25 protein-coding genes and 1 pseudogene are annotated in these 25,357 nt (G+C 40.6%); 14 read left to right on the top strand and 12 right to left on the bottom strand.

The window, feature by feature from the left end:
- Positions 1 to 22 precede the first annotated feature (22 nt).
- Positions 23 to 403, bottom strand: a complete 381-nt coding sequence (locus tag RZO55_RS00580; protein ID WP_439100006.1) for a RidA family protein — start codon at positions 401 to 403, stop codon at positions 23 to 25.
- A gap of 189 nt (positions 404 to 592) precedes the next feature.
- On the opposite strand from RZO55_RS00580, the gene RZO55_RS00575 reads away from it, so the two are divergent.
- Complete coding sequence (locus RZO55_RS00575) at positions 593 to 1,231, top strand: helix-turn-helix transcriptional regulator (RefSeq protein WP_318062357.1); 639 nt, start codon at positions 593 to 595, stop codon at positions 1,229 to 1,231.
- A gap of 71 nt (positions 1,232 to 1,302) precedes the next feature.
- Here the strand turns inward: RZO55_RS00575 and RZO55_RS00570 are convergent, their stop codons facing one another.
- The gene (locus RZO55_RS00570; protein ID WP_242974351.1) at positions 1,303 to 1,854 is read right to left on the bottom strand and encodes a TetR/AcrR family transcriptional regulator; all 552 of its coding nucleotides are present in this window, start codon (positions 1,852 to 1,854) and stop codon (positions 1,303 to 1,305) included.
- A gap of 134 nt (positions 1,855 to 1,988) precedes the next feature.
- Between RZO55_RS00570 and RZO55_RS00565 the strand changes: the two genes are divergently transcribed.
- Positions 1,989 to 2,510, top strand: a complete 522-nt coding sequence (locus RZO55_RS00565) for an HXXEE domain-containing protein (protein WP_318062356.1) — start codon at positions 1,989 to 1,991, stop codon at positions 2,508 to 2,510.
- Positions 2,511 to 2,681: 171 nt separating this feature from the next.
- On the opposite strand, the gene RZO55_RS00560 is transcribed toward RZO55_RS00565, so the two are convergent.
- Together RZO55_RS00560 and RZO55_RS00555 are read right to left on the bottom strand one after the other, a co-directional pair.
- A complete protein-coding gene (locus RZO55_RS00560) occupies positions 2,682 to 2,957 on the bottom strand; it encodes a DsbA family protein (protein WP_318062355.1) in 276 nt (91 codons plus the stop codon).
- A 67-nt stretch (positions 2,958 to 3,024) separates the two neighbouring features.
- A complete protein-coding gene (locus RZO55_RS00555; protein WP_318062354.1) occupies positions 3,025 to 4,815 on the bottom strand; it encodes a sigma-54-dependent transcriptional regulator in 1,791 nt (596 codons plus the stop codon).
- A 224-nt stretch (positions 4,816 to 5,039) separates the two neighbouring features.
- Here RZO55_RS00555 and RZO55_RS00550 point away from each other — a divergent pair, with 224 nt between their 5' ends.
- From RZO55_RS00550 to RZO55_RS00520, 7 genes are all read left to right on the top strand, one after another.
- The gene (locus RZO55_RS00550) at positions 5,040 to 6,194 is read left to right on the top strand and encodes an iron-containing alcohol dehydrogenase (protein WP_318062353.1); all 1,155 of its coding nucleotides are present in this window, start codon (positions 5,040 to 5,042) and stop codon (positions 6,192 to 6,194) included.
- Positions 6,195 to 6,207: 13 nt separating this feature from the next.
- Complete coding sequence (gene pdxA / locus RZO55_RS00545) at positions 6,208 to 7,248, top strand: 4-hydroxythreonine-4-phosphate dehydrogenase PdxA (protein WP_318062352.1); 1,041 nt, start codon at positions 6,208 to 6,210, stop codon at positions 7,246 to 7,248.
- A gap of 17 nt (positions 7,249 to 7,265) precedes the next feature.
- Complete coding sequence (locus RZO55_RS00540; RefSeq protein WP_318062351.1) at positions 7,266 to 8,519, top strand: four-carbon acid sugar kinase family protein; 1,254 nt, start codon at positions 7,266 to 7,268, stop codon at positions 8,517 to 8,519.
- Between the two features lie 19 nt (positions 8,520 to 8,538).
- Positions 8,539 to 9,447 (top strand): 4-hydroxy-tetrahydrodipicolinate synthase, encoded by a 909-nt coding sequence (gene dapA / locus RZO55_RS00535; protein WP_318062350.1) that lies wholly within the window; start codon positions 8,539 to 8,541, stop codon positions 9,445 to 9,447.
- A 333-nt stretch (positions 9,448 to 9,780) separates the two neighbouring features.
- Positions 9,781 to 10,941, top strand: coding sequence for a sialidase family protein (locus tag RZO55_RS00530; RefSeq protein WP_318062349.1), 1,161 nt, complete (start codon positions 9,781 to 9,783; stop codon positions 10,939 to 10,941).
- Positions 10,942 to 11,014: 73 nt separating this feature from the next.
- A complete protein-coding gene (locus tag RZO55_RS00525; RefSeq protein WP_336624234.1) occupies positions 11,015 to 12,280 on the top strand; it encodes an SLC13 family permease in 1,266 nt (421 codons plus the stop codon).
- A 48-nt stretch (positions 12,281 to 12,328) separates the two neighbouring features.
- A complete protein-coding gene (locus RZO55_RS00520; protein ID WP_318062347.1) occupies positions 12,329 to 12,676 on the top strand; it encodes a 2-dehydro-3-deoxyphosphogluconate aldolase in 348 nt (115 codons plus the stop codon).
- 128 nt (positions 12,677 to 12,804) lie between these two features.
- On the opposite strand, the gene RZO55_RS00515 is transcribed toward RZO55_RS00520, so the two are convergent.
- Together RZO55_RS00515 and RZO55_RS00510 are read right to left on the bottom strand one after the other, a co-directional pair.
- A complete protein-coding gene (locus RZO55_RS00515; protein WP_318062346.1) occupies positions 12,805 to 13,164 on the bottom strand; it encodes a VOC family protein in 360 nt (119 codons plus the stop codon).
- Between the two features lie 61 nt (positions 13,165 to 13,225).
- Positions 13,226 to 13,417: pseudogene (locus RZO55_RS00510) on the bottom strand (ABC transporter ATP-binding protein); the annotation flags it as partial.
- A 107-nt stretch (positions 13,418 to 13,524) separates the two neighbouring features.
- Here RZO55_RS00510 and RZO55_RS00505 point away from each other — a divergent pair.
- From RZO55_RS00505 to RZO55_RS00490, 4 genes are read left to right on the top strand one after another with little or no spacing between them, the layout of a single operon-like run.
- Positions 13,525 to 14,577, top strand: a complete 1,053-nt coding sequence (locus RZO55_RS00505) for an iron-siderophore ABC transporter substrate-binding protein (protein ID WP_318062344.1) — start codon at positions 13,525 to 13,527, stop codon at positions 14,575 to 14,577.
- On the top strand, positions 14,574 to 15,572 hold the full coding sequence (locus RZO55_RS00500) for a FecCD family ABC transporter permease (RefSeq protein ID WP_318062343.1): 999 nt from the start codon (positions 14,574 to 14,576) through the stop codon (positions 15,570 to 15,572). Before RZO55_RS00505 ends, RZO55_RS00500 begins: the two co-directional genes overlap by 4 nt.
- Positions 15,569 to 16,606: a FecCD family ABC transporter permease gene (locus tag RZO55_RS00495; RefSeq protein WP_318062342.1), complete on the top strand. Its 1,038-nt coding sequence runs from the start codon at positions 15,569 to 15,571 to the stop codon at positions 16,604 to 16,606. Before RZO55_RS00500 ends, RZO55_RS00495 begins: the two co-directional genes overlap by 4 nt.
- A complete protein-coding gene (locus RZO55_RS00490) occupies positions 16,603 to 17,409 on the top strand; it encodes an ABC transporter ATP-binding protein (protein WP_318062341.1) in 807 nt (268 codons plus the stop codon). Before RZO55_RS00495 ends, RZO55_RS00490 begins: the two co-directional genes overlap by 4 nt.
- Here the strand turns inward: RZO55_RS00490 and RZO55_RS00485 are convergent.
- From RZO55_RS00485 to RZO55_RS00460, 6 genes are all read right to left on the bottom strand, one after another.
- Complete coding sequence (locus RZO55_RS00485; protein ID WP_439100005.1) at positions 17,406 to 19,268, bottom strand: ABC transporter ATP-binding protein; 1,863 nt, start codon at positions 19,266 to 19,268, stop codon at positions 17,406 to 17,408. The genes RZO55_RS00490 and RZO55_RS00485 overlap by 4 nt on opposite strands.
- Entirely contained in the window at positions 19,265 to 21,025 is a 1,761-nt protein-coding gene (locus tag RZO55_RS00480; protein WP_318062340.1) for an ABC transporter ATP-binding protein, read from the bottom strand. The genes RZO55_RS00485 and RZO55_RS00480 overlap by 4 nt, the downstream gene beginning before the upstream one ends.
- Before the next feature lie 92 nt (positions 21,026 to 21,117).
- Complete coding sequence (locus RZO55_RS00475) at positions 21,118 to 21,540, bottom strand: MarR family winged helix-turn-helix transcriptional regulator (RefSeq protein ID WP_318062339.1); 423 nt, start codon at positions 21,538 to 21,540, stop codon at positions 21,118 to 21,120.
- Positions 21,541 to 21,628: 88 nt separating this feature from the next.
- Positions 21,629 to 22,573, bottom strand: coding sequence for a hypothetical protein (locus RZO55_RS00470; protein ID WP_318062338.1), 945 nt, complete (start codon positions 22,571 to 22,573; stop codon positions 21,629 to 21,631).
- 60 nt (positions 22,574 to 22,633) lie between these two features.
- Positions 22,634 to 23,908 (bottom strand): PucR family transcriptional regulator, encoded by a 1,275-nt coding sequence (locus RZO55_RS00465; RefSeq protein WP_318062337.1) that lies wholly within the window; start codon positions 23,906 to 23,908, stop codon positions 22,634 to 22,636.
- Positions 23,902 to 24,156 (bottom strand): hypothetical protein, encoded by a 255-nt coding sequence (locus tag RZO55_RS00460; protein ID WP_318062336.1) that lies wholly within the window; start codon positions 24,154 to 24,156, stop codon positions 23,902 to 23,904. Before RZO55_RS00460 ends, RZO55_RS00465 begins: the two co-directional genes overlap by 7 nt.
- A 33-nt stretch (positions 24,157 to 24,189) precedes the next feature.
- Between RZO55_RS00460 and RZO55_RS00455 the strand changes: the two genes are divergently transcribed.
- Complete coding sequence (locus tag RZO55_RS00455) at positions 24,190 to 25,347, top strand: iron-containing alcohol dehydrogenase (protein ID WP_318062335.1); 1,158 nt, start codon at positions 24,190 to 24,192, stop codon at positions 25,345 to 25,347.
- Positions 25,348 to 25,357 lie beyond the last annotated feature (10 nt).

The raw sequence follows: 25,357 nt of genomic DNA, 5'->3' as shown, positions 1-25,357 counted from the left end.
TGTTACCCTCCTCAATGGTGTTTTACAATACCGCTACCACTTCAATCTCTACCCGCGCGTCCTTTGGAAGACTTCCCACCTGAAATGCTGCCCTGGCAGGGCTGTCAGCTGGAAAGAATTCTGCATAAATCTCATTCATCTCTGTAAATTCCCCAATATCCTTTAAAAAAACGGTGGTTTTCACCACATTCTCCATGCCGGCTCCGGCAGACTCTAAAACTGCCCGGATATTCTGAAGCGACTGCCGTGTCTGCGCTTTGATATCCTCCCCAGCAAAGGATCCGGTAGACGGATCAATGGGAAGCTGTCCCGATACATAGATGGTTCCTCCCACCTGAACTGCCTGAGAATAAGGTCCAATGGCAGTTGGTGCGCAGTTGGTGCTTAATACTTTTTTCTGCAATAAAATCATCCTCTCTTTTTAATAATTTTTTTATCTTTTTGATTGTAATTTTATCATATCACTTATTTTTCATTTTGACAATATTTTTATCACAATGACAAAATTTTTATATATTTTTTTGTATTATAATTGATACTTAAGAAAAAAATGTTATAATGGGAAAGGAGTATGAGAGGAATGTGAACAAAAATGACAGATAAAGAATTATTAGAGATGTATAAACCCATGGTATCTTTTTTATCCAGCCTGTGCGGTCCGGGCTGTGAGGTTTTGCTGCACGATGTTTCAAAATCAGAGAGCGGCACTGTGATCGCTGTTGCCAACGGGCATCACTCCGGGCGCGGCATCGGCTCGCCCATGACGGATCTGGCCAATCAGATCACCAAGGACCAGATTTATAGAACCCAGGATTATTTAACCAACTATCACGGTGTCAGCAAAAGCAAGAATTTTATATCCAATACCTATTTTATAAAAAATGGGGACAGGCTGATCGGTCTGCTCTGTGTTAACCGCAATACAACCGCCATTCATGATTTAGACCTGGCACTGGATAATTTGAAAAAACATTATAATCTGACGGAAGGGAGAACTGATATACAGGAAGATTTAAGTACTCCTGTAGAAGAAATGCTCTCTACCCTTGTCGCCCAGGCTGTGAAAGAGGCGGGAGTATCACCCCAGCGTATGTCCCGGCAGGAGAAGATACAGATTGTACATAAGCTGAATGATCAGGGAATCCTGACTATGAAAGGGGCGGTTACTGAAATTGCAAGACAGCTGTTCGTTTCTGAACCCACTGTTTACAGGTACTTAAACCACAAATAATCTGTTATACACAAATGAAACTGCCATTATAAGCCAGATTTCCTACGGCATATATGGCAGTTTCATTTATTTTACGAATTAGATACAAATGCCTGAATCATCATTTCAGATATTTCCTTTGGCGATGGCCGGTTTTCAGTCTGTATCCATTCGGCAAGAATATTCCAGAGAGCACCTGCACTGGCGAGAAGAGCGATTTTCTTTTCTAATGCACTGCCGTATAAATTTTGATTTCCACGAACAATATCATGAATGGCAGGTAACATCTCGTTTAATTCTTCCAAAAGATAATAGAACATGTGGTTTCGTTGCAGCATAAGCAAAAAATCAATCCTCTTTTCCCAGAATATAAAAAAGGCCTCAACAATCTGCTCCAGCATATAAAGCTTATCTTTTTGAAAAGAAGCAATATATTCATCACATATCTCTAAAAAATACTGTTGTAATACCTGCTCTTTGGAATTAAACAGCCTGTAAAATGTTCTTCTTGATAAGAGCGCGCGTTCTGCAATTTCTGTTACAGTAATATCTGCGTAGTTTTTTTCGTTCATTAATTCTAATAATGATTTTATCAGCCATTGACGGGATTGCTCGGCAATCGGATTCTTTTTTTTCTCAACCATAGTAATTTCACTCCTCCTGGCACACATTTTGTTGATTGTAGCACTTAATCCAGTTCTATTGACAATGCCATTATTTTGATTATACTATAAAACTGTAAGTGTCACAAGTGTGAAGGAGAAAGGAGATATATATAATGAATACATTAAAAACAATCGTTTGGTTATTCCCAATTATTTTTATGCTTCATGATTTTGAAGAAATAATTTTGGTAGAGGCATGGAAAAAGAAATACAAAAAAGAATTAGTAACAACAAAAATGAAAAAAGTTCCATTTTCTGATTTTCGCAGCGCTGCTTCATTCTCCATCGGAGTTGTAATTGAGTTTTTTATCTTTTCAGCATTACCGCTTTTTGCCTGTATATTTAACTGGTACTTTTTATGGTTTGGCCTGTTTTTTGGTTTTACATTTCACCTGGTTATACATTGTAAAATGTCATTACAGTTTAAACATTATGTACCAGGTGTAGCAACCTCAATCCCATTTCTTCCAATTTGCATTTATCTGCTTTGGATTTCTGCTGAAATGATTTCTTTTTCAACAGTTCAATTAATTTTAAGCTGTATAACAGGTACTATCTTGATGCTCTTAATTGTAGCTTTCCTGCATAAATATATGAACTCATTTGCAGGTTTTATCAAGAAGATGGAACATTAATTTTTTCAAGTCAAAATGAAACTGCCAATTTAAACCGGTCTCCATCCGGTATAATTGGCAGTTTATATATTATATAACTGATATTTTATTTTTCAGATTCATAGGCTTCCTGTAAAGCATGAATAAACGTATCGGGATTCTGAGCACCTGAGACAGCATACCATTGATTGATTAAAAAATACGGTAATGAAACCCGACTTCGGCGGCATCTTTTACAATCCTGTCATTGTTTTCTCTGGCATCTTCATAACTAATATGATATTTATCCGCAATCACCCGGTGAATATCCTTTCCCTTTACAGACTCTGTCGACATACCCAGTTCAAAACTTCTATATATGACTTCTACTTCATCTTTATGTTCAAACTCATTCAGCGCCATTTCAAACTTCTTTTTGCTCATATAACAGAAAGGGCAGATAAAATCGGACCAGATTTCTATTATCATACGTTCAGCTCCTTTACTTTTTCCTGGATATTATAAAAAAATATCTTCCAATGGCAGAGGATATAAATTATATGGTATTGTGGCTCTTTAAAATCCGCCACAAAGTGCTTCGGCTTATTCCAAGCCTGCTTGCGGTCTTTTCTTTATTTTCTTGTTCTTCAGCCAATACATTTAGTATAATCTGATAGTTGATTTCGTCTAACGTCTGGCTTAGATCCAAATCGACCGACGGCATTGAGGGCAAAGCAGGTGTCTCCTGATCAAGAAAGTATTTTACATCATTATAGGTTATATAAGGATTCTTTGTGACTACGGCAAGCTCCTTAAGTACATGCTGCAGCTGATCCAGATTATGAGTCCAGTCAAAAGCAGTGAACAGATCCATTGCCTCTGCCTCTAAACCAATAATCTGTTTTCCAAGTGATACATTTAGTTTGTGGAGATATAACGCAGTTATACTGGGAATATCCTCTCTTCTTTCTCTAAGCGGCAGCAGATTTAAGGTTAAACAGGAGAGCCGCTTTTCTAAGTGGTTTTTCAAAGTTGTAAATTCTGGTGATATCTCACTGGTAACCAAAAGAGAAAAAATCAGGCGATTTCGTTTTATAAGATCCGTGTGGTCAATATAGTTAAATAGCTTTTCAAGCTGTGAATGAGATAGTGTGCAGACATTTTTGAAGTATATAGTGGAATGTACATCTGCAAGAGGGGAATTTTCATTATTAATGATATAGTTCCATTTACGCTCACTGATAAATTTGCAGTCTATGACATAAAAAGGTGATGTACCATATGGACCATTTTCGTAAATAAGGGATGCCACTTTATCTTTGCCGGTACCGTCTTCCCCAGTAATTAATACAGGCAGGCAGCTTTTGCTGTATTCCTCTATAATGTGGGCCGTGTTCCCAATTTTATTGGAACTCCCATAAAAATTTGAAGAATATCTGTTATCCGAATCTGGTTTATTATAAATTGTAATTCCGATATCATCCTCTGTAAAAAGTGCAGGCTTTTGATCTATGATAATAGCGGTATATTTTTGTTCATCAATATAGAGATGGCGGCATGTGAACGTATATACTTTATCACGTATCTGTCTGGCAACACTTTGGTTTGGAACCTTTAGGAATGCTTTTAGGTATGTTTGAACCACATTCATCAGCGATACATTCATTCCGTCAATAGAAAAACTTGAAAACCATAGAGAACCTGCAGGATCATAAATCAGAAACTCTCTGTCCTCATCTGTTAAGAGGCTTTGGAATAAATTCTTTTGCTTGTGTACATGTTTGGAGGAATGGACTAATTTAATCGCTTCATTGATTGCATCGTTAATGCTTTCCGTACCTGAAGTTATCAGAATGGAGTTCATATTTAATACATTTGCGTAATTTGCTCCTGTCATATCACAAAGTACAAGTGATGCTCCATCGTTTCTTGCAGCGCGAAGGGCAGCAAGAGCGCCCTCTTCGCTTGTAAACGTAATAATATTGATATCATATTGAAGCAAATCACAGAGTACCCGTGCATGCTTGGTAATTCCGGAAAATCCGGCAATAACAAGCTTACCGGAGTAACTTTCTGCCAGTTTAATACCACGAAGAATGTCATAGCCTGAAATTGATATATCTACTACCGGTATTTCAACAGAGGACCGGATCAGCTCAGCGGTGCCACCTCTTGAAATAATAACATCGTAGTTTTTGTGCGCTAATTTCTCAACAATTTTCCGCCCGGTATTTAAATCCCCTGTTTGAATCGTCAATTCAATATCATCACGATTTTTATAAATATTTTCAAAAATTTCTGTCATTCCCTGGTATGGAGCAATGACAAGTATCTTAACCTTCTGCATAAACTCTCCTATTGTATTTACCCCACTTTTTATAGTTGTTTTTAATGCTATTATAATATCATATGTCTCAAAAAGCAACAGCTCAAAGATATTATGTATTAATATAAGACGCAAATTGGAAAACAAATGGCTTGAACAGCTATGTTCTGATAGTATAATATAAGTATATTGACAAAATGTTTTATATTGAGACGAAGAATGAATAATAACCAGGAGGACCTGAAATGAGCTATCAAATAAAAATTCCATCTTGTGTATATGGTGATGAAGGAAGTATTGAAAATGTTAAAGCCATAATTAAGAAAGAAGATTCAAAGAAAATAATTATATTTACAGATAAAGAAATTCGCGAACACGGACTCCTTGATATCTTAACAAAACTATTAGATGAAAATAATACGGAGTACAGAGTTTATGACAGCTTAACACCGGAACCTGCTTACCAGGATGCAGACAGAGTGATAAAAGAAGCAGAGGATTACAATGGTGATTTGATTATTGCCATTGGAGGCGGCAGTGTTATGGACGTTGCGAAACTTTGCTCTGTTTTAAAGGGTGCATCATACTCCGTAAAAGATTTATTAGATGATCCGGCTCAGGCAAGAAAACAGCTAAAAACGATTATGATTCCGACTACCTGCGGCACTGGTTCAGAAGCGACTTGTAATGCAATTGTTGCAATTCCAGAAGAGCAATCAAAAAAAGGGATTGTTAATGATAATATGATACCGGATTATGTAATTCTTGATGCAAATTTTATAAAAAAGCTTCCCAAACCAATCGTGGCGGCTACCGGAGTGGATGCGCTGGCTCATGTAGTAGAATGCTATACATCAAAAAAAGCAACACCACTATCTGACACATATGCACTTGCAGGAGCAAAATTGATCTTTCAAAATATCAGAGAAGCGTATGAGAATGCTGATAATCTGGAAGCGAAGAATCGTATGCTCTTAGGCGCTTTTTATGGTGGTGCAGCCATTACCGGAAGTGGCACAACCGCAGTTCATGCCTTATCCTATCCTCTCGGAGGAAAATACCACATTGCTCATGGTGTGTCGAATGCAATATTGTTTGCACATGTTATGGAATTTAATAAAGATGCATGTGAAGACAGACTAGCAAAATTATATGATGCTGTATTCCATGGCCTGCCTGCAAGAACCATGTCTGAAAAGGCACAGTATATCATTGATCAGATTGCCGACATAGTAAAGGTTACCAATATTCCTACAGATTTAAAAGAATTTGGTGTTAAGAAGGAAGATCTGGAAACTTTAGTAGAAGCAGGAAGCAAACAGCAGAGATTGCTGATTAATAACAGGAAGGAATTAAGCCATGACGATATTAGAAATATTTATTTAAAGGTACTTAAATAAGGAGGGTGAGACGATGAAGAAAAGACCGATTATTGGAATAACGATGGGTGATCCTGCCGGAAATGGATCTGAGTTATCAGTGAAGGTTTTGCTGGATAAAAAGGTATATGAAACATGCCGTCCTATTATAATTGGTGATGCCAATTGTATGGAAGCGATCGTAAAGATACTGAAAAAAGAAAATGATATAAAAATTCATACAGTTAAAAATGTGAAAGATGCATTCTTTGAATATGGAACCATCGATGTATACGACATGGGTATGGTGAATATGGAAAAACATATTTATGGAAAAGTGTCTAAGATGTGCGGCGAAGCAGCTTTTCAATATGTTGTTAAAGTAATTGAACTGGCTATAAATGGGGATATTGATGCGACAGTTACAAATGCACTAAATAAAGAAGCAATCAATATGGCCGGACATCATTACTCCGGACATACTGAAATTTATGCAGATTATACTCATACAGATAAGTACACGATGATGCTGGCACATGAAGATTTAAGGGTGGTACATGTATCCACTCACGTCTCCCTTCGCCAGGCCTGTGACAAGGTAAAAAAAGCCAGAGTGTTAGAAGTGATCCGGATAGCAAATGAAGGTTGTAAAGCAATTGGCATCGAAAATCCTAAAATTGGGGTGGCTGGACTAAACCCCCATAGCGGCGAAAATGGTTTATTTGGTACAGAGGAAATCGAAGAGATTCAACCAGCAATTGATGAAGCGATTGCAGAAGGCATCTGTATTCCAGAAGGAATACCAACACCACCTGATACTATTTTTTCAAAAGCGCTAGGCGGGTGGTATGACATCGTTGTTGCAATGTATCATGATCAGGGACATATTCCTTTAAAAGTAGAGGGCTTTCATTATAATAAGGAACTCAAAAAATGGGATGCAGTCTCTGGTGTAAATATAACACTTGGCATTCCAATTATAAGAGTATCTGTGGATCATGGAACCGGATTTGATTTGGCTGGAAAAGGAATATCCAGCGAATTAAGCCTTGCTAATTCAATTGACTATGCGATTCGTCTGGCATCAAATAAGTAATCCATGGAGGGAATCGTATGGTAAAGATGCTGATCATAGCAGATGATATTACCGGAGCGTTAGATACGGGGATACAATTTGCTAAACGTGGTATTCGTACTCAGATTTTCACGGAAGGTAAGCTTAATGAAAGTGATATAAAAACAGACACGGAAGTTATCGTAGTCGATTCAGAGTCCAGACCGATGACAGCGAATGATTCCTATCGGGTTGTATTTAACATTGCTGATTGGGCACACAAAAAAAATATTGGAATTATATTTAAAAAAACAGATTCTGCTTTACGCGGTAATATTGGTTCGGAACTTCAGGCAGTAGCTGATGCAGTGAAAGACTTCCCGATTTATTTTCTCCCGGGGCATCCTGAAATAGGGAGAATTACAAAGGGCGGAGTACATTATATTTCAGGAGAACTGCTGGAGAACAGTGTGTTTGGAAAAGATCCATTTGAACCAGTTACGAAATCTTATATACCAGACATTATTAAGGAGCAGAGTGACATACCTGTTATTTGCAAAAGTCCAGATGAACCGATTACGGCTGAGATGAGTTCTAAGTCAGAAATTATTCTTTGCGACACACAAAAAGTGAAGGATATCGATCATACATTAGATGAATTAGTCAAAATGAAAGGGCTTAAGCTGATTGCAGGCTGTGCAGTGCTTGGAGAGCGATTGGCAGAAAAAGTTTTATGCAATTATAACCAGGTGTCCACATACGAAAAAACAGATGGTCTGTATGTGGCGTGTGGAAGTTTAAATAAGATTACGCTTAGACAATTAGAATATGCAGAACGAAATGATGGTTTCTTAAGAATAAAACTCAATATGGAGCAAAAGTTCTCTGCTGATTACTACAAAACTCTGGATGGAAAGAAATTTTTAAAACAAATTACAGATTTGTGTAAAACAAATAAAAAGGTAATAGTAGATTCGTTTGACACGGAAGAAAATATAGCTGGTTTCGTGGCTGACAAAAGAAGGGATATTGAAAAGCTAAGAACAATGATACCAGAAGCGCATGGTCATATTGTAAAAGCTCTTGCAGAGGAACATATGAATCTGACGTTCCTTATGACTGGAGGAGATACACTTATGGGGTATTTGAAACTGATTAAGTGTACACAGATAGAGCCAGTGTGTGAGATAGAACCGGGACTGGTTGTTTGTAAGCTTATTTGGAAAGGACATTGCCAACAGATTATCTCTAAATCTGGAGGATTTGGAACTGAGGATACATTGTGCAGAATTGCACTAAAAATAATTAAATAAAACCAGGAGGGTTACAATCATGAAGAAAGTAGAATTAAAAGGTATCATTACACCAATTTTAACACCAATGAATGCAGACGAATCTGTAAATCTTACGGAACTGCGCAATCAGGTTGAACGTCTAATCAGTGGTGGAGTACATGGAATTTTCCCATTTGGAACCAATGGAGAAGGTTATATTCTAAGTGAAAAAGAGAAAATTGAAGTCCTGGAAGCGACAATCGATCAAGTAAAAGGAAGAGTACCGGTATATGCCGGGTCTGGTTTGATCTCCACAAAGGATACAATCCGTATGAGTAAGAAAGCAGAAGAACTTGGTGCTGATGTATTATCGATTATTACTCCTGGTTTTGCAGTGGCATCACAAAAAGAATTATATGATCATTATGTTGAAATTGCAAAGCATGTAGATACACCAATCGTACTTTATAATATTCCTGCCCGCACTGGAAACAAGCTGTTACCGGAAACCGTTGCTAAACTTGCAAAGGATGTAGATATCATTGTCGGAGCAAAGGATTCAAGTGGTGACTGGGATAATCTGAAAGCTTATATTGCTCAGACACGCGAGCTTGATAAAGACTTCTATGTTCTTTCCGGTAATGATTCACTGATACTTCCCGGCCTGAAAGAAGGCGGATTTGGCGGCATTGCAGGTTGCTCCAATGTATACCCACAGGTATTATCATCCATTTACAATTTATTTATTGAGGGTAAATTAGACGAGGCGGAAGCAGTTCAGGAGTCCATTGCAAGTTTTAGAGCTGTATTTAAATATGGCAACCCGAATACGGTTGTTAAAAAAGCGGTAGCTATGTTAGGGTATCCGGTTGGAGACTGCAGAAAACCATTTAATTATCTTTGCGAGGAAGGCATTGAGGCTCTTTCAAAAGTACTTAAGGAGAATGCAGATAAGGGTATGAATTAATTTTTGTGAATGAAAATCCTCTGATGTTCTATGGTCTCATACCGATTATGGAGGCAATGAAGTTTGTAAAACGGAAACAGATTTTTATCTGATTTCCGTTTTTTGTAATTATCTGATATAAATATAAAATTTTTAGAAAGAAAATGTGATGTTATTATAAATTTCATTTCAATTTTAAACACCATTTTTATTACTATTGTTCTAAAATGCAACATTTTTGATATTTTTTTTGATGTAAATCACTAAATGATATGTCATAATGTCATCAAGAATAAAACAGTTCTTCTCAAACAGCGATTTGTCTGGCAGTAGAAGAAAAGAGAGGGGATTACAATGCAATATCCTAAACTTCCAGGTCTTACCTGGGACGGAACTATCTACGAGAATGAAGAAATGGGAGTATATGAAGCTTTGCTGCCGAATGGTGGTTATCCTACCGCACACGCTCCGGCAATGCTGGAACTTCCCAATGGTGACCTGCTTTGCTGTTGGTTTGCTGGCAGCTATGAAGGCAGCGCTGATGTTCATATTATCTGCTCAATTCTTCCAAAAGGAAGCATAAGATGGCTGCCGCCGGTAGATATATCTAACGATCCTACCCGAAGCGAGCAGAATCCATCCCTGTTTTATGGTCCGGATAATAAAGTATGGGCAATGTACACGGCTCAGCTTGATCGGCAAGAGGGAAAAGATAACATGCAGTATACTGCAGTAGTCCGCTGTCAGAAAAGCAGTAATGGGGGGAAAACATGGGAACCGTATGAAACATACTTCCCTGAGGAAGGTACATTTTGCCGCCAGCCGATCCAGATTCTGTCAAATGGCGATTGGATATTTTCAAACTGGCTTTGTACCGATTCTGCGGAAGGGTTATCTGGTGATCCAACCGTTTTTCGCATCTCACATGATCAGGGAAAAACCTGGAACATGGTAATGATGCCTAAGAGTAATGGACATGTTCATGCCAATGTTGTTGAGCTTAAACCGGGACACTTGATGGCATTTATGCGAAACCGCGAAGCCTATCGCATTCATCGAAGCGAATCGTTTGACTGGGGAGAGACCTGGAGCGAGCCGGTACCAACACACTTGCCAAACAATAACTCCAGCATAAGTGCAATCAAACTTCTAAGTGGCCGTATCGCGATTGCTTACAATCCAACCAGCACACCATTGCCTCAGCCTGGAAAAGCTTCCTGGCCAGGACTGCGTTGCCCTGTGGCGGTAGCTTTATCAGAAGATGGAGGGGTAACGTTCCCTATTATACGCTATATGGAGCGGGGCGAAGGATTTATGGGTGATGAGAATAAGACAAACAATAAGCAGTACGAGTATCCATATATCATGCAAAGTCAGGATGGACTGTTACATCTTGCATATGCTGCTCGTACTCGGCAAGGAGTAAAGTATATACAATTCAGTGAGAAGGATATTCTTGGGGACAAACGTGAGCGGGTTGGTTTGTACAATCCAACAGCTGCTAAAAGCCACTGATACATTTTACTGAGGAATGAAAAAATAAAAATGACATCAAGAAAGGCTAGGGTGAAATAAAATGACACCTCAAATGATTATTGCTTTAGCAATTACTGTATTCATGATTATACTGATCATGGCAGATAAACTGCCATTTGGCGCCCCCCCATTACTAGCATGTCTGTTGCTTGTCATATTTGGAATCACTGATATTAAGGGTGCATTTGCTGGTTTTTCAAATTCTACTATTATTATGCTGGCTGAATTTATGGCAATTATTGCAGCACTTCAAAAGACAAGCTTTATTACTGCGTTTAAAAGATCCATGTTTAACATAGCAAATAAAGGGAAATTTAAGGCATTTTTGTTTATCATTTTAATTGTTATGATGGGCTGCAGCTTGTTCGGAACTGGTTCAACTGCATATTACGTTCTGACCATTGGTTTACTTTCAACATTACCAGAAAACAAGCAGCTGCCTCCTTCGAAAGTCATTATGACTGCCGGATTCGCAGCTAACCACCCATTACTGCCATTTAATACTGCGTTGCAGTATGGTATTGTAATTGCTGTACTGAATAGTGCAGGTGTTATTGCTGAAGTATCTGTAGTGAAGTTCGCAATCATAAACTTAATACTGTCTCTTGGTTTTCTCTTTAACTGTGTGATTCAGTATAAGTTCCTTCCCAATCACCCCATTGCTGAGGCTACAGATGCAGCAAAAGATCAGGGAGAAGCTGTCAGCACCCTGCCCAAGTGGAAAGAGCAGGTAACCTATGTTGCTTTCGTAGCAGCAGTAATAGGTATGATACTCCAGAGTTTTATTGGCGATGCAGGTTATGCCATTCCTGGTCTGTCTGTAGCAGTTATCCTTGTCATTGGGGTAATGGATTTTAAAGAAATACGTGATGCAATAAGTGCACCAATCATACTTATGTCAGCCGGTGTTATCGGTATTGCTGATGCACTTGGAAGTACAGGTTTAACCAGTCTCGTTGGTTCAACAGTAGCAGGTATGCTTGGAGCAAACATCAATCCGTTCTTTATGATACTTGCGTTCTGTATTCTTACAAGTTTGCTTGCAACTATGACTGGATCTACAATTGGTACCGTTTATGTATTTACACCTCTTGCCATTGCAACATGTACAAGTCTTGGGCTTGATCCTACTGCAGCCGCATGTGCAATTGTAATATCTGGCTGGTGTGGACATTTCCTTCCGATCGACGGTATGCCAGCCATGGTTATGGGCGTTGGAAATTATAAGATTTCGGAATTCTGGAAATTTACGATACCGCAATACTTTATCCGGTTAATTGCATTGACAGCTGGTGCACTCTTAATGTTCCCTATGTAGGGGAAAGAAGGATCTTAACAGAATATTGTTTTAGAAAGAGGTATAATAATGACAAATAAGTTTGAATTAGAGCATGTTGGTATCAATACACCCAATGCAGAGGAGGCAGAAAAACTTGCACAACTTTTGGGAATAATGTTTAATATTGAAACGCGTCATGGACAGAAATCTGAATTTTCAGGTCCTTACTTTGAATGTATGAAAGCTCCATTTCTTGGTTCAAATGGTCACATTGCCATGCGCACACCTGATCTGACTGCTGCCGTAGAGGAATTGAAAGGAAAGGGGTTTTCCTTCAATATGGAAACAGCTGCTTATACAGATGAAGGAGCATTAAAAAATATTTATCTAGATGGAGAATATGGTGGTTTTGCCATACATATTATGCAGAAATAATTCATTATTTAAAAATGGGCGTCAGGATACGGATCCTGGCACACGAACAAAGGAACCATGACCTCCCGCGTCATGGTTCCTTTGTTATATTGTTATATTGTTCATGATCCAATCGCATTTACACATCTTTAACCATGCTGCACAATCTGAACTTCCATCCCATCCGGGTCTTCCACAAAAAAGAAAGTTGTGGATGGAACTGGTAAAAAGGGACCGCTTTTAATTCCTATGTGGTTCTTTTTCAGCTGTTCCATCGCTTCATCAATGGATGCTACTTCAAATCCAATTGATATTCCTCTGCTCTCCAGGGAGATACCCTTCTGTTCGATTAATTCAATCAGCGCATTGCCCTGTTCCCCAAGCATCGCGATCTTCATATCCGGTCCGGTCTCAAATTGTTTTATAATGTTAAGACCGATGATCTCATGATAGAACCGAATTGATTCCTCTAAAGATTTTACATGTAAAGTTGTCCAGCAAAACTTCATATCACGCCTCCTTATTTCCTCATTATTACCGATTTCAATAATATCTCCGTCTTTCATTACCTATGGTGATCAGCTGCTTCTGCCCTTCTGACAGACTTTCCTTATCATTTAATATTGTATCATACCAATTTGGCAATGTCATGATAAAATGATGCAGCCCCACCGTTTTGCAGGCATTTACCACATCCTCATTCGTCACTCCCTTTTTACTGTAAATAATATTATCCCGTATGGTTCCCTCAAACAGCCAGGTAACGATTATATTAAAGTATCTTTGGTTGACATATTTATTAATCTATGATAAATTATGTACTTGTTAGTCATCGCTAACTAAAAATCCCGAAATATAAGGAGAATCATATGAAAAGAAATCAACTATTAACTGGCGCATTCAGTTTAATTATAGCAGCATATTTCTTAGCGGCCTGCAGCAATACTAAACCGGCTGAAACACAGCCTTTCGCCAATATTCCGGAAGAGGCATCTGACGATTCAGCTTCTGACTATCCGCTGGTCATTCCTCACGCATATGGTGAAACCGTAATCGAAAGTAAGACGGAAAGGATCGCTGCTATCGGCTGGGAGAATCAGGATACTCCACTGGCACTGGGAATCGTCCCTGTGGGTATTTCCGCAGCAAACTACGGATTTGTAACAGAGAACCGTCTTCATCCATGGACCTCCGATGCCATTACTGCATTAGGCCAAGAACCCCCCGTTGTGTTTGATGATATAGATGGACTTGACTATGAGGCGATTAATGATGTGCAGCCGGATGTAATTCTTGCTTCCTATTCCGGAATAACGAAAGAAGAATATGAAATGCTCAGTCAGATCGCTCCTGTTGTATCATATCCTACGGCTCCATGGCAGACCTATTGGCGTGAACAGACTATCATGAATGCTGCCGGAATGGGAATGAAAAAGGAAGGAGAATCTAAGGTTGCTGAAGTAGAGGCGCTGATTCAGGAAAAAACAAGTGCTCATCCGGAGCTGGCAGGTACACGAACCGCTTTCTGTTTTATCAGTCCAGATGACTTCAGCACATTTTATGTCTACCTTCCTTCAGATCCCAGAGCCGCCTATTTAACAGATCTGGGATTGGCATTTCCGGAAAGTGTCCTGAAACTGGCAGAAGGTACGAACGACTTCTCAATTGCTTTAAGCCGTGAAAATGCAGACAAGTTAAGCGATGTGGAGATGATGGTGGTCTACGGTGATGAAAATCTTTTAAGTGCATTAAAGGCTGACCCGCTGATGTCAGAAATACCAGCCATTAAAAACGGAGCAGTTGCATTGGTTGAAAACGATTCTGCACTTGCAGGTGCCTGCACCCCTTCCATCTTATCGATTCCCGCTGAAATTGACGAATATCTTGATCTATTGTCCGAAGCACATGGTAAAATACAATGAAACGAAAGAAATTAATTACAATCAGCCTGTTCAGTTTTCTCTGTCTGCTTGCCTGCGCTTTCGCTTCCATAAGTTATGGCGCTAAATCATTAAATATTTTAACTGTAATTCAGTCACTATTTGGTAATGGAAGTTATGACTTTTCAGGATCAGTAGTACAGGCACGCATCGGACGAACTGTATTTGGTATTCTTGCAGGTGCTGCCCTTAGCATCTCCGGCGCTCTGATGCAGGCTGTAACAAGAAACCCGATCTCAGATCCAAGTATCCTGGGGGTGAATACCGGTGCCTCTCTATTCGTTGTCTGCGGTATATCTTTCCTTCATATCAGCACTGGAAATCAATACATTCTCCTTGCATTTTCAGGAGCTGCCATTACCGCGATACTTGTTTATGGCCTGGCTTTTATAGGCTATGGCGGAGCAACTCCCATGAAACTGGCTCTGGCAGGGGCTGCCGCAAGCACAGCGCTTCAGTCTCTGGTAAACACGGTTATGCTGCCAAATACACAAGTTATGGATCAGTTTCGTTTTTGGCAGACAGGAAGTATCAGCGGTGCTACATGGGAAGATATCAGAATTATTCTCCCCTGGCTCATGGCAGGCTTTATCCTGAGCTTTGCTCTCGCTTCCTCCTTAAACACCCTGGCTCTGGGCGATGAAACAGCTGCCGGCCTTGGTCTGAGAGTAAACTTAATACGTGGTCTGGCAGCTTTGGCAGGAGTCCTTCTTTGTGCTGCTACAACTGCATTAGCAGGTCCCATCGGATTTATTGGTCTGATGGTTCCTCATTTTATGCGTCTCATATTCGGTCCTGATATGCACAAGGTTCTTCCCTTTTCTGCAATTGGAGGCAGCTGTATTCTCCTTCTTGCTGATGTAGCCGGTCGTCTTCTTGGCAAACCTGGAGAGCTGGAATCCGGCATTATCACCGCCATTGCAGGTGCCCCTGTGTTTATCCTGATCATCAGAAAGGCAAAGGTTTATTCCTTATGAAACCAGATGGAGCTAATTCTATAACGGAAGGTTATCAGAAAAGAAATAAAAAGTATTTTTTCACATCACTGATATTATTAATGATCACACTCTGCCTTGCATCATTTATGATGATATACGGCAACACCATTTACTCCCCTGCAATCATTTTTCAAGTACTCATGGGGGAAGAAATTAAGGGAGCTGGCTTTACCATTGCTTCACTGCGGTTTCCCCGTATGCTTTCTGCCATCTTATGCGGTTTTGCTTTCGGTCTGGCTGGAAATACGTTTCAAATGCTTCTTGGAAATCCTCTTGCCAGTCCTGATATTATCGGAGTCACCTCCGGTGCCAGCGTTGCCGCCGTATTTGGCATTCTGGTCCTGGGATTAAGTCAAAACGAAGTTTCCCTTCTTGCAGTTGCTTCCGGCATAATCATTTCAAGTCTGATCTATTTTCTTTCCAGAAAAAATGGCTTTTCCAATGGCAGGCTGATCTTAACCGGAATCGGCATACAGGCATTCCTGAATGCAGTCACTTCCTGGCTTCTTTTAAGGGCCTCCGAATATGATGTTGCCAGTGCACTGCGATGGCTGAACGGAAGCCTGAACGGAATTAAAACAGACCAAATACCAAGGCTTTTCATTGCCGTCATATTATCAGGTGGCATAATTTTACTGTTAAACCGGCATCTCATGACGCTTCAGCTGGGTGAAACCTATTCCATCACGCTGGGTGTGCACATAAAAACCATACGACTGCTTCTGATACTTTGTTCCATCGTGCTGATTGCATTTGCTGTCTCTGTAACAGGCCCCATCGCTTCCGTAGCATTTCTTTCCGGTCCTATAGCAGCAAGGCTGGTTGGCAGTGGCCGAAGTAATTTAATCGTCTCTGCCCTTATGGGCTCCGTACTGGTTCTGACCGGTGATTTAGCAGGCCAGTTTGCCTTGCCCTCCCGATATCCGGCAGGTGTGATTACCGGTATCCTTGGGGCTCCATACTTATTGTTTCTGCTGCTTCATACAAACCGCAAAGGAGAAAACATATCATGAACAGCCACATACTTTCCGCAGACAGAGTGTCTGCCGGTTATGATAGCAAAAAAATCATTTCCGATATCAGCCTTACTATTCCTGATAAAAAAATCACCGTCATTATCGGTGCAAACGGCTGCGGTAAATCTACTCTCCTTAAGTCTTTTTCAAGACTGATAACTCCCTCCCAGGGACACGTTCTTCTGGATGGGAAAGATATATCTGCGCTTCCTCCAAAACAGGTCGCACAGAAGCTGGGACTCCTGCCCCAGTCTCCTACGGCACCTAATGGTATTAAGGTTACTGATTTAGTGGCCCGCGGTCGTTTTCCTTACCGTCAATTTATGAAAACTATGACCAGCCACGATTTCCAGGCTGTAGAAGAAGCCATGGAAATTATGGGCATCACGAAACTGGCCGACCGCAGCATTGATGAACTTTCCGGCGGTCAGCGCCAGCGCGTATGGATTGCTCTGGCACTGGCACAGCAGACCGATATTCTGCTTCTGGATGAACCGACTACATTTCTTGATATTTCCTATCAGATCGAGATACTGGATCTGCTTACAGATTTAAACAGAAAGAAGATGACTACCATCGTTATGGTTCTCCACGATATCAATTTATCCGCCCGTTATGCAGACTATCTCTTTGCCATGAAGAGAGGATCACTGGCAGCGCAGGGACACCCCAGAGAAATCATCACACCAGAGCTGATGAAAGAGATCTACGGATTAGACTGCATGGTTACGGAAGATCCCGTGTCTCTCACACCACTGATAGTACCAAAAGGCAGGCATCACCTGAAAACAGCCCTTTAAGCCGCTTCAAACTGACTATTATAAAGCTGCGCATAAAACCCGTTCTTTAATAGCAGTTCCTCGTGATTACCGCTTTCAATAATATCTCCATCCTTCATCACCAGAATCAGATCTGCATTTTTAATCGTGGAAAGCCGGTGCGCAATAACAAAGGAGGTTCTCCCTTTTGTAAGCTGATCCATGGATTCCTGAACCATACGTTCTGTACGGGTATCAACAGAGCTGGTAGCTTCATCAAGGATTAATAACGGAGCGTTTTGTATCATGGCTCTGGCTATGGTAATCAGCTGCTTCTGCCCTTCTGACAGGCTTGCCTTATCATTTAATATTGTGTCATACCCGTTTGGCAATGTCATGATAAAATGATGCAGCCCCACCGTTTTGCAGGCATTTATAACAGCTTCATTTGTCACTCCCTTTTTACTGTAAATAATATTATCTCTAATGGTTCCCTCAAACATCCAGGTATCCTGTAAAACCATGCCAAACTGTGCATGCACACTTTCTCTCGGCACCTGATCAACCGGAACTCCATCAATCGTGATTTCGCCTCCATCTGTCTCATAAAATCTCATGAGCAGATTGACCATGGTGGTCTTTCCGGCTCCTGTGGGTCCTACGATTGCAACCTTCTGCCCCGCCTCTATTCTGGCAGAAAAGTTGTTAATCACAGGTTTATCCGGTGTATAACCAAATCTCACATTCTTAAATTCCACCGTTCCTTTTACATCAGCCAAAACCTTATTTTTGCCGGACTCATTCTCAAGCTCTGGTTCATCAAGGAACTCAAAAACACGCTCACTGGCTGCTGCAGTTCTCTGAAGATTATTCATTGCCTGGGCAATCTGGGATAGAGGCTGTGTAAATAAACGAATGTACATCATAAATGCCACAATCACACCAAAGGTGATTCTTCCTTCCATTGCAAGAGCTGCACCAACTACACAGACTGCAACATAACCAAAGTTTCCGATAAAGCTCATAAGCGGCATCATCAATCCTGATAAAAACTGTGATTTCCATGCACTTTTATATAAACTGCGATTGCTGTTTTCAAATGCCTCTTTCGCTTCCCTGCTTCCGTTATAAACCTTTACAACATTATGACCCGTATATACTTCCTCAACCAAGCCATTGATATGACCTAATTCCATCTGCTGCTCTTTAAAATATTTCTGTGATCCTTTTATAATAAACATCATGAAGCCAAAACCAGTCACACTGGAAAACACTGCAGTCAATGCCAGAATCCAGCTGTTATAAAACATCATGATTAAGGAACCGGACAACATCGTAATCGCAGTAATTAAGGTACCAACACTTTGATTTAACGTCTGGCCAATGGCATCCACATCATTAGTCACACGGCTTAATACATCACCAAAGCTTACAGTATCAAAATATCTTAATGGAAGGCGGTTCATCTTCTTAGAGATATCACTCCTCATCTTTTTTGATATCGCCTGTGTAACGGTTGCCATAATCAGACTTTGTATATAGTTTAAAAGAAAGGAAAGCACATAAAGTGCAACCAGCATCCAGCCTATTTTGGAAACTGCGTTCATGTCAATGGAACCCAGAACTGGTTTCCCGTTAATCATGGCAGGAAGCCCCTTCATGATTTCATTGGTTAAAACCTTCAGTCTGTCCGGTCCTATAATCTGCAATACAGTTCCTGTAGCAGCCGCTGCCAGGGCAAATATAATAGCTGGAAGATACCGCCTGCAATACTCCAGAAGCTTTTTCATCGTTATATTAAAATTTCTCGGTTTCTCCACCGCCTGACCCATGCCACCTTTTCCCATCGGTCCATGGGGCATTGTACCTGCCTGTGAACTTTTTTCTCTTTTTTCACTCATGATATCAGTTCCTCCTGACTAAGCTGAGACATCGCTATTTCCTTATACACCTCACAGGTCTGAAGCAGCTCCCTGTGAGTGCCCTTCCCTACTACCTTGCCTTCATCAAGAACGATAATCTGATCTGCGTCCATAATCGTTCCGATCCGCTGTGCGACAATCAGACTGGTTGCTCCTTTGGACTCCTTTTTCAGAGCAGTTCTCAACACCCGGTCCGTCTTATAATCCAGTGCAGAAAAGCTATCGTCAAAAATATAAATCTCCGGCTTACGGCTGACCGCCCTTGCAATGGCAAGACGTTGTTTCTGTCCTCCGGATATATTGGTACCGCCCTGCGCAATTTCTGAATCATACTGTTTTTCCATTTTCTCCACAAATTCGCTTCCCTGAGCTGTCCTAACTGCTGAATGAATCTCTTCCGGCAGCGGTTTTTCTTTTCCGTTGTCCCCAAATGCCACATTGCTGCTTACCGTACCCCTAAACATCACTGCCTTCTGGGGCACATATCCGATTTTATTATGCAGCGCCTCTTGCGTATAGTCCTTTACATTCACCCCATCAACCAGAATCTCACCATCTGTTGCATCATAGAATCTGGGAATCAGGCTGATCAGTGTGCTCTTTCCGCTTCCGGTAGACCCAATAAAAGCCACAGTTTCCCCTTTTCCACCCGAAAAGCTCACATTTTCCAATATATAATCGGCAGCTCCGGGATATCGAAAACTAACATTCTTAAACTCTACTGTTCCTTCCAATTCCTTCTCCCCGTTTTCTTTATGTCCATCGATAATAGCTGGTTTTGTTTCAAGTACCTCATTAATACGTTTTGCGGAAACGGCAGCTCTTGGAAGCAGGATAAAAATCATCACCATCATCATGAAGGACATAATTACCTGAACCGCATAAGAGGAAAATACCACCATATTGGAAAACAGTGTCAGGCGGTCCATGGCCTGTGCTCCGTTAATGAAATAAGCTCCGGTCCAGTAAATCGTCAGGGAAAGACCGCTCATTAATGCCCCCATTATGGGCTGCATGATTGCCATACCACGGTTCGTGTATAACTGGGTGGCAGTCAGTTCTTCGTTTGCCTCTTCAAATTTCTCTTCCTGGAAGTTTTCTGCATTGTATGCCCTTACTACACGCAATCCAGTCAGATTTTCTCTTGTAACACGATTTAAATTATCCGTAAGTACCTGCATTTTTTTAAATTTGGGCATAATAAACATCATAACAGTTCCAATAACTGCAACCATGATTCCTACTGTGATACCCGTTTCCACTGTCCATGCATAACCTTTTCCCGCTATTTTTGTAATGGCCCATGCTGCCATAATCGGAGCCTTAATAAGCATCTGCAGTCCCATGGTAATTAACATCTGCACCTGGGTAATATCATTGGTGGAACGTGTAATCAGGCTGTCTGTAGAAAATCGGTTGATCTCCTCCATAGAGAAGGAATCCACTTTAGAGAACAAAAGACTTCTGATTCTTTGTGAAAAGGAAGCCGCAATCCGTGCCGCAAAAAAACCAACTGCCGTCGCAGATACCACGCTGCCTAAAGCGCAGATTAACATCTTTGCGCCTGCCCTCCATATATCTGCTATCTCACCGCCGGGAATCTGTGTTAATTTCGTAATCTCAGACATATAATCCGGAAGCCTTAAATCCAGCCAGACCTGGGCAACAATGAAGATAAGGCTGGCGAATACCTGGACCCATTCTGCCATTTTCAAACGCTTCAGCAATTTTATCATATATTTCCTCCTTTTTCCTAACCTAGTTATATACTAATAGTATTAGTTAATTTTGGTAAAATATGCAGCCGTTATACGGCCGCATATCTTAATTATTCTTCCGGACTTCTTTCCGCAAGTCTCTTCATAATCCGAATCAGTTCCGTGGCATCCTCTTCTCCCAGATACTGAAGCATATTTATGGTTATTTTCATAATCGCATCACGATGCTCTTTCACATATTCTCTTCCCGCCTCTGTCAAATCAACGAGAATTCTTCTCCGGTCCTCTGTATCAATCCTCCGGGTGATCAGGCCCTTTGCCTCCAAACTATTAAGAGCTGCTGCGATCCTGGCAGAGGTAATCCCCATTTCATTGCTGATTTCACTTGGAATAATACTGCCTTTACGCATAGAGATATAAAAGAGCATAAAATGCTCACCATGCATGGAATCATGAATCTTCTTCTGTCCACTTTTATTGCGCATCTGATGCATTACCTGAATATATTCTCTGGCCAGGCTTGTATAATCCATCTTTTCACCTTCTTAAATAATGTTTGTTTTACCTAACACAGTTAACTATATACACTATTAATTAATTTGTCAATACCTGTTGGCAATTTTATTTTTTATTTATAATATAATCAACTACTGTTTGAATATCCTTATTATTTCCGGAATCATTGATTTCCTGGCAAAGCCCATAATCCGTCACAAAGGTTCCATCTTCTTGCTGGAAACAGACATTTGCAATGGGTGGTCCCGAAGGACCTTCATAGTTGTCCGAAACAATTATGATAATATCCTTTAACCCATCCTTATTTAAATCCTTAAATGATACAGCCTTTACATCCACACTGTAGGGAAATGTTGTACTAAACTCGTACAAAATGTTTCCTTCTTCATCTGTAAGATAAAATACGGCAGGTATATGGCTGCCTGCGGTAAGTTTCCCTGATACAAACTTTACTTTCCCCCATGAATCCAGATCCACCAAAAAGGACTGTTCTTCGTCTGGCTCAAAGCCCTCTACATTTTTGAGATTATCGGGTGAAAATTCAAAGGTTCCTTCCGGAAGTGTCATAATATTATCATCTGACCTCTCTGTAATTGCAACTGAAGCTTTAAGAATGTCCGGAGATTCAAATATAAGTGTGACAGTCCCTTTATTTCCCCTGGAATCGTCCACCAGCTGACACTGTGCCTTGTCTCCATCCACAGTTCCCTCAAATCCGGCGCTGTCCATATTATACGCAGGTCCACTGCTCACAGCCGAGATATCCCCTTTAATTTTACCATCCTCTATGCTGGAAATAAGGATGGACAAACCTCCGTTTTCCGGGAAATTGGTGTCTGTGTTTCTGATCCAGATCTTTTTTAAGTATTTCGTGTAATCCGCTTTTTCCACTGACTCTTGGGTAGCCTGGGAGCTGCTTTCCTGGGAAGATTGTATTGAGGCGGCAGACGTACTTTCTGTTTCCTGTAAATGGTCTGTGGCTCCACCTTTTTTGCATCCTGTCGCCAGACAGGACACTGCAATTATAATAAACACATGTTTTTTATTCATGATGCCTCCATATTTGTGTAATTTTCTGCAATCTGAGAAATTTCCGCCTGTCTCTTTCCTTTATTTCAAAATATTGGATTTACCTGTTTCAGTCAGATAATCATATACAAGAAATGACAGATGCAGCCGAAAAATTGTTTTATCCGAAAAAGCCAGATCAGTGAGCTCTATGATCTTGTTAATCCGGTATTTCAGAGTATTATAATGAATATGCAGAGCCGATGAAGTCAGCTGCAAATCCTGATTGTTTTTTATATACTCTTTTAAAGTAGGACATAATTCACTGCCATATTCCGTATCATGTTCTTTTAAAAACTTAATGGCAGGATGAATTAATACCATCGGATCACTGTGTTCCGAAAACAGACTCACCATATGATGAACGCAGTATTCATCATAGTACGCGGCTCGCTCATTACTATTTGTTTCCGTACTAAGCTCCAACGCCGTCAATGCCTGGCGGTAAAAAGACTCGAACATATATATTTCCTTAAATGAATTGCTTATGCCCGCTTTAATATCATAATCAGCACATAATTTCTCCAGATTGATCAATTCATTTTCAGTAAACGGGGCTTTTGTTTTGCAGTCATAAAGAATAACCAGATTACCCTTAAACGTGATGACAGTCTCCCTATTTAGAAAATTCTTCATTTTTTTCTTTATAAAATATATTTTATCCGTGACCAGTCCCCTGGTTCCCAGTACAATTACGGAAAGATTTTCATATAACTTCAGTCCAAAGCGGTTTACTCTTTCGTCAATTGCATATTTGTCATACAATCGCTGGGTGAGCATAGAGGTCAGGAGAGTATCAATCAGTGAATTCTCCTGGTCTAATGTTCCCATGGAAGAGTTCATACAAATTGCAAGAAATTTACATAATATTTTCAGCTTGTTCACTGCCTCTTCGGTTATTGGCTGGTTGTATTCCAAAAGCTTCAGATATCCGATGGGAATTCCGTTTCTGTTGATTTTACCTACCAGCTGTCTGTGGTGAAGAAGACCATCCTGCCAGATAAGCCTGGAGTCCCCCGTGGACCATTCCTCGCCGGGATCATACTCCGTATTATCACCGCTTAATACATATTTTACGTATTCTTCCGTTACATAGCCTTTGGAAAGTGTCCAGTCCCAAAGTGGTTCATCTGTAATGAGACCTCCCCCAGTCTGTGCAACAAAGCAAAGGGCAACGTCAACCAGCAGCAGAGGATTACCAAGCTCCTGATATCCAATGTCCAGCAGCAGCTGTATGTTATGACTGCTGTTTGATACATCAAGAAGCTTATTAATAAAATCCTCATTATTTTTTCCAGTTTCAGTATCAGTCAGCATAAATCGTCATCGCCTTTCTTTTCCTTCTGGTAATCGAGTCGTCTATATTTATCAATTTTATCACACTTATCTGCCTGCCGGTTGTAAACTTTCAACAAAATGCACAGGCGGTGTTTGTCTGTCTTAGACAAACGCCGCCTATCTGATAATGACAATTTCCGGTCGGTAATTTCATCATCTGTACCATTGCAGGCACCTCTTATAATTGTTACACTGAGCAGAGAGATTGTTATTATCGTAACAAACATGTTCTACTACTATCATAATAAGGAGATGTCACAATGTCAAGATATTCACAATTATGCCCGGTTTATTTTGGTTCAGGGGAAGTTAACAACACAGGCACCATAGCAAAAAAATTAGGGATGACCAATGTACTTTTGGTAACAGAAAAAACAATTGTTGAAACAGGAATTCCACAAAAAGTCATAGACAGCCTTTTAAAGAGCGGAATAACAGTCAGTGTTTATGACGGAGTAAAAATGGATGCTCCCGACACAACCGTTATTGAAGGCACAAAGCTTGCAGAAAGCACAGGTGCAGACGGAATCATTGGATGCGGCGGCGGTTCCAGTCTTGATACAGCCAAAGGAATTGCTTTATATTTTACAAATAAGAAAAACGTTGATATTAAAAAGATGATACATTTTGATCCGGCAAATCCAATCACATTAAATCCAGCCCTTAAAACAGTTATGATCCCGACAACCTCCGGAACCGGCTCAGAATCCACTTTTGTCGCAGTTATCACAGACACTGACACACATCAGAAGTGTGGTTGCATCGTATGGGCAAATGCTGCTGTGGTTGATCCCGATTTAACGTTGGGTCTTGGCAGAACAATTACTGCTTACACCGGCATGGATGCATTTTCACACTGCAATGAATGTCTCTGCAACGTAATGCCAAATCCCCATTCGGATACATTAGCCCTCAACAGCATAGAACGAATCTACAAATGGCTGCCTGTGGCGGTTGAAGAACCAGATTGCAAAGAGGCCCGTTATAATCTGGCCATAGCCAGCAACTTTGCCGGAATCGCCTTCCAGGATTCCCAGGTAAACGTAGGACATGCCATGGCACATGCACTGGGCGCAAGATTACATATTCCTCATGGAATAGGCTGTGCCCTGGTTACCCCCTCTGTCATCGAACTGGTTGCCGGCGCCAGACCGGAAATCTACCGCAAGATTGCAGAAATATTTGAACTGGAGATTTCCTCTGATGAAGAGCTCCCCACAAAGCTCGCAGATGCTGTCCGTTCATTCAACCGCAGAATCGGAATTCCTTCCATGAAAGACCTTGGCATCACCAGAGATCAGGTTTTATCCACCGTTAACTACGCACTCAGCGAGATGATGCGCATGGGATGTATTGTCGCGCAGGACGAAGCCATTATTACGGATATGATGGCGGAGGTTTATGACAGTTACCAGTAAAACAAACAGA

Origin of the sequence: Clostridium boliviensis (assembly GCF_033342255.1) — a bacterium.
Lineage (GTDB): Bacteria > Bacillota > Clostridia > Lachnospirales > Lachnospiraceae > Lacrimispora > Lacrimispora boliviensis.
The sequence above is the reverse complement of the archived record's forward strand: the minus strand, read 5'-3'. Positions and strand labels throughout refer to the sequence as shown.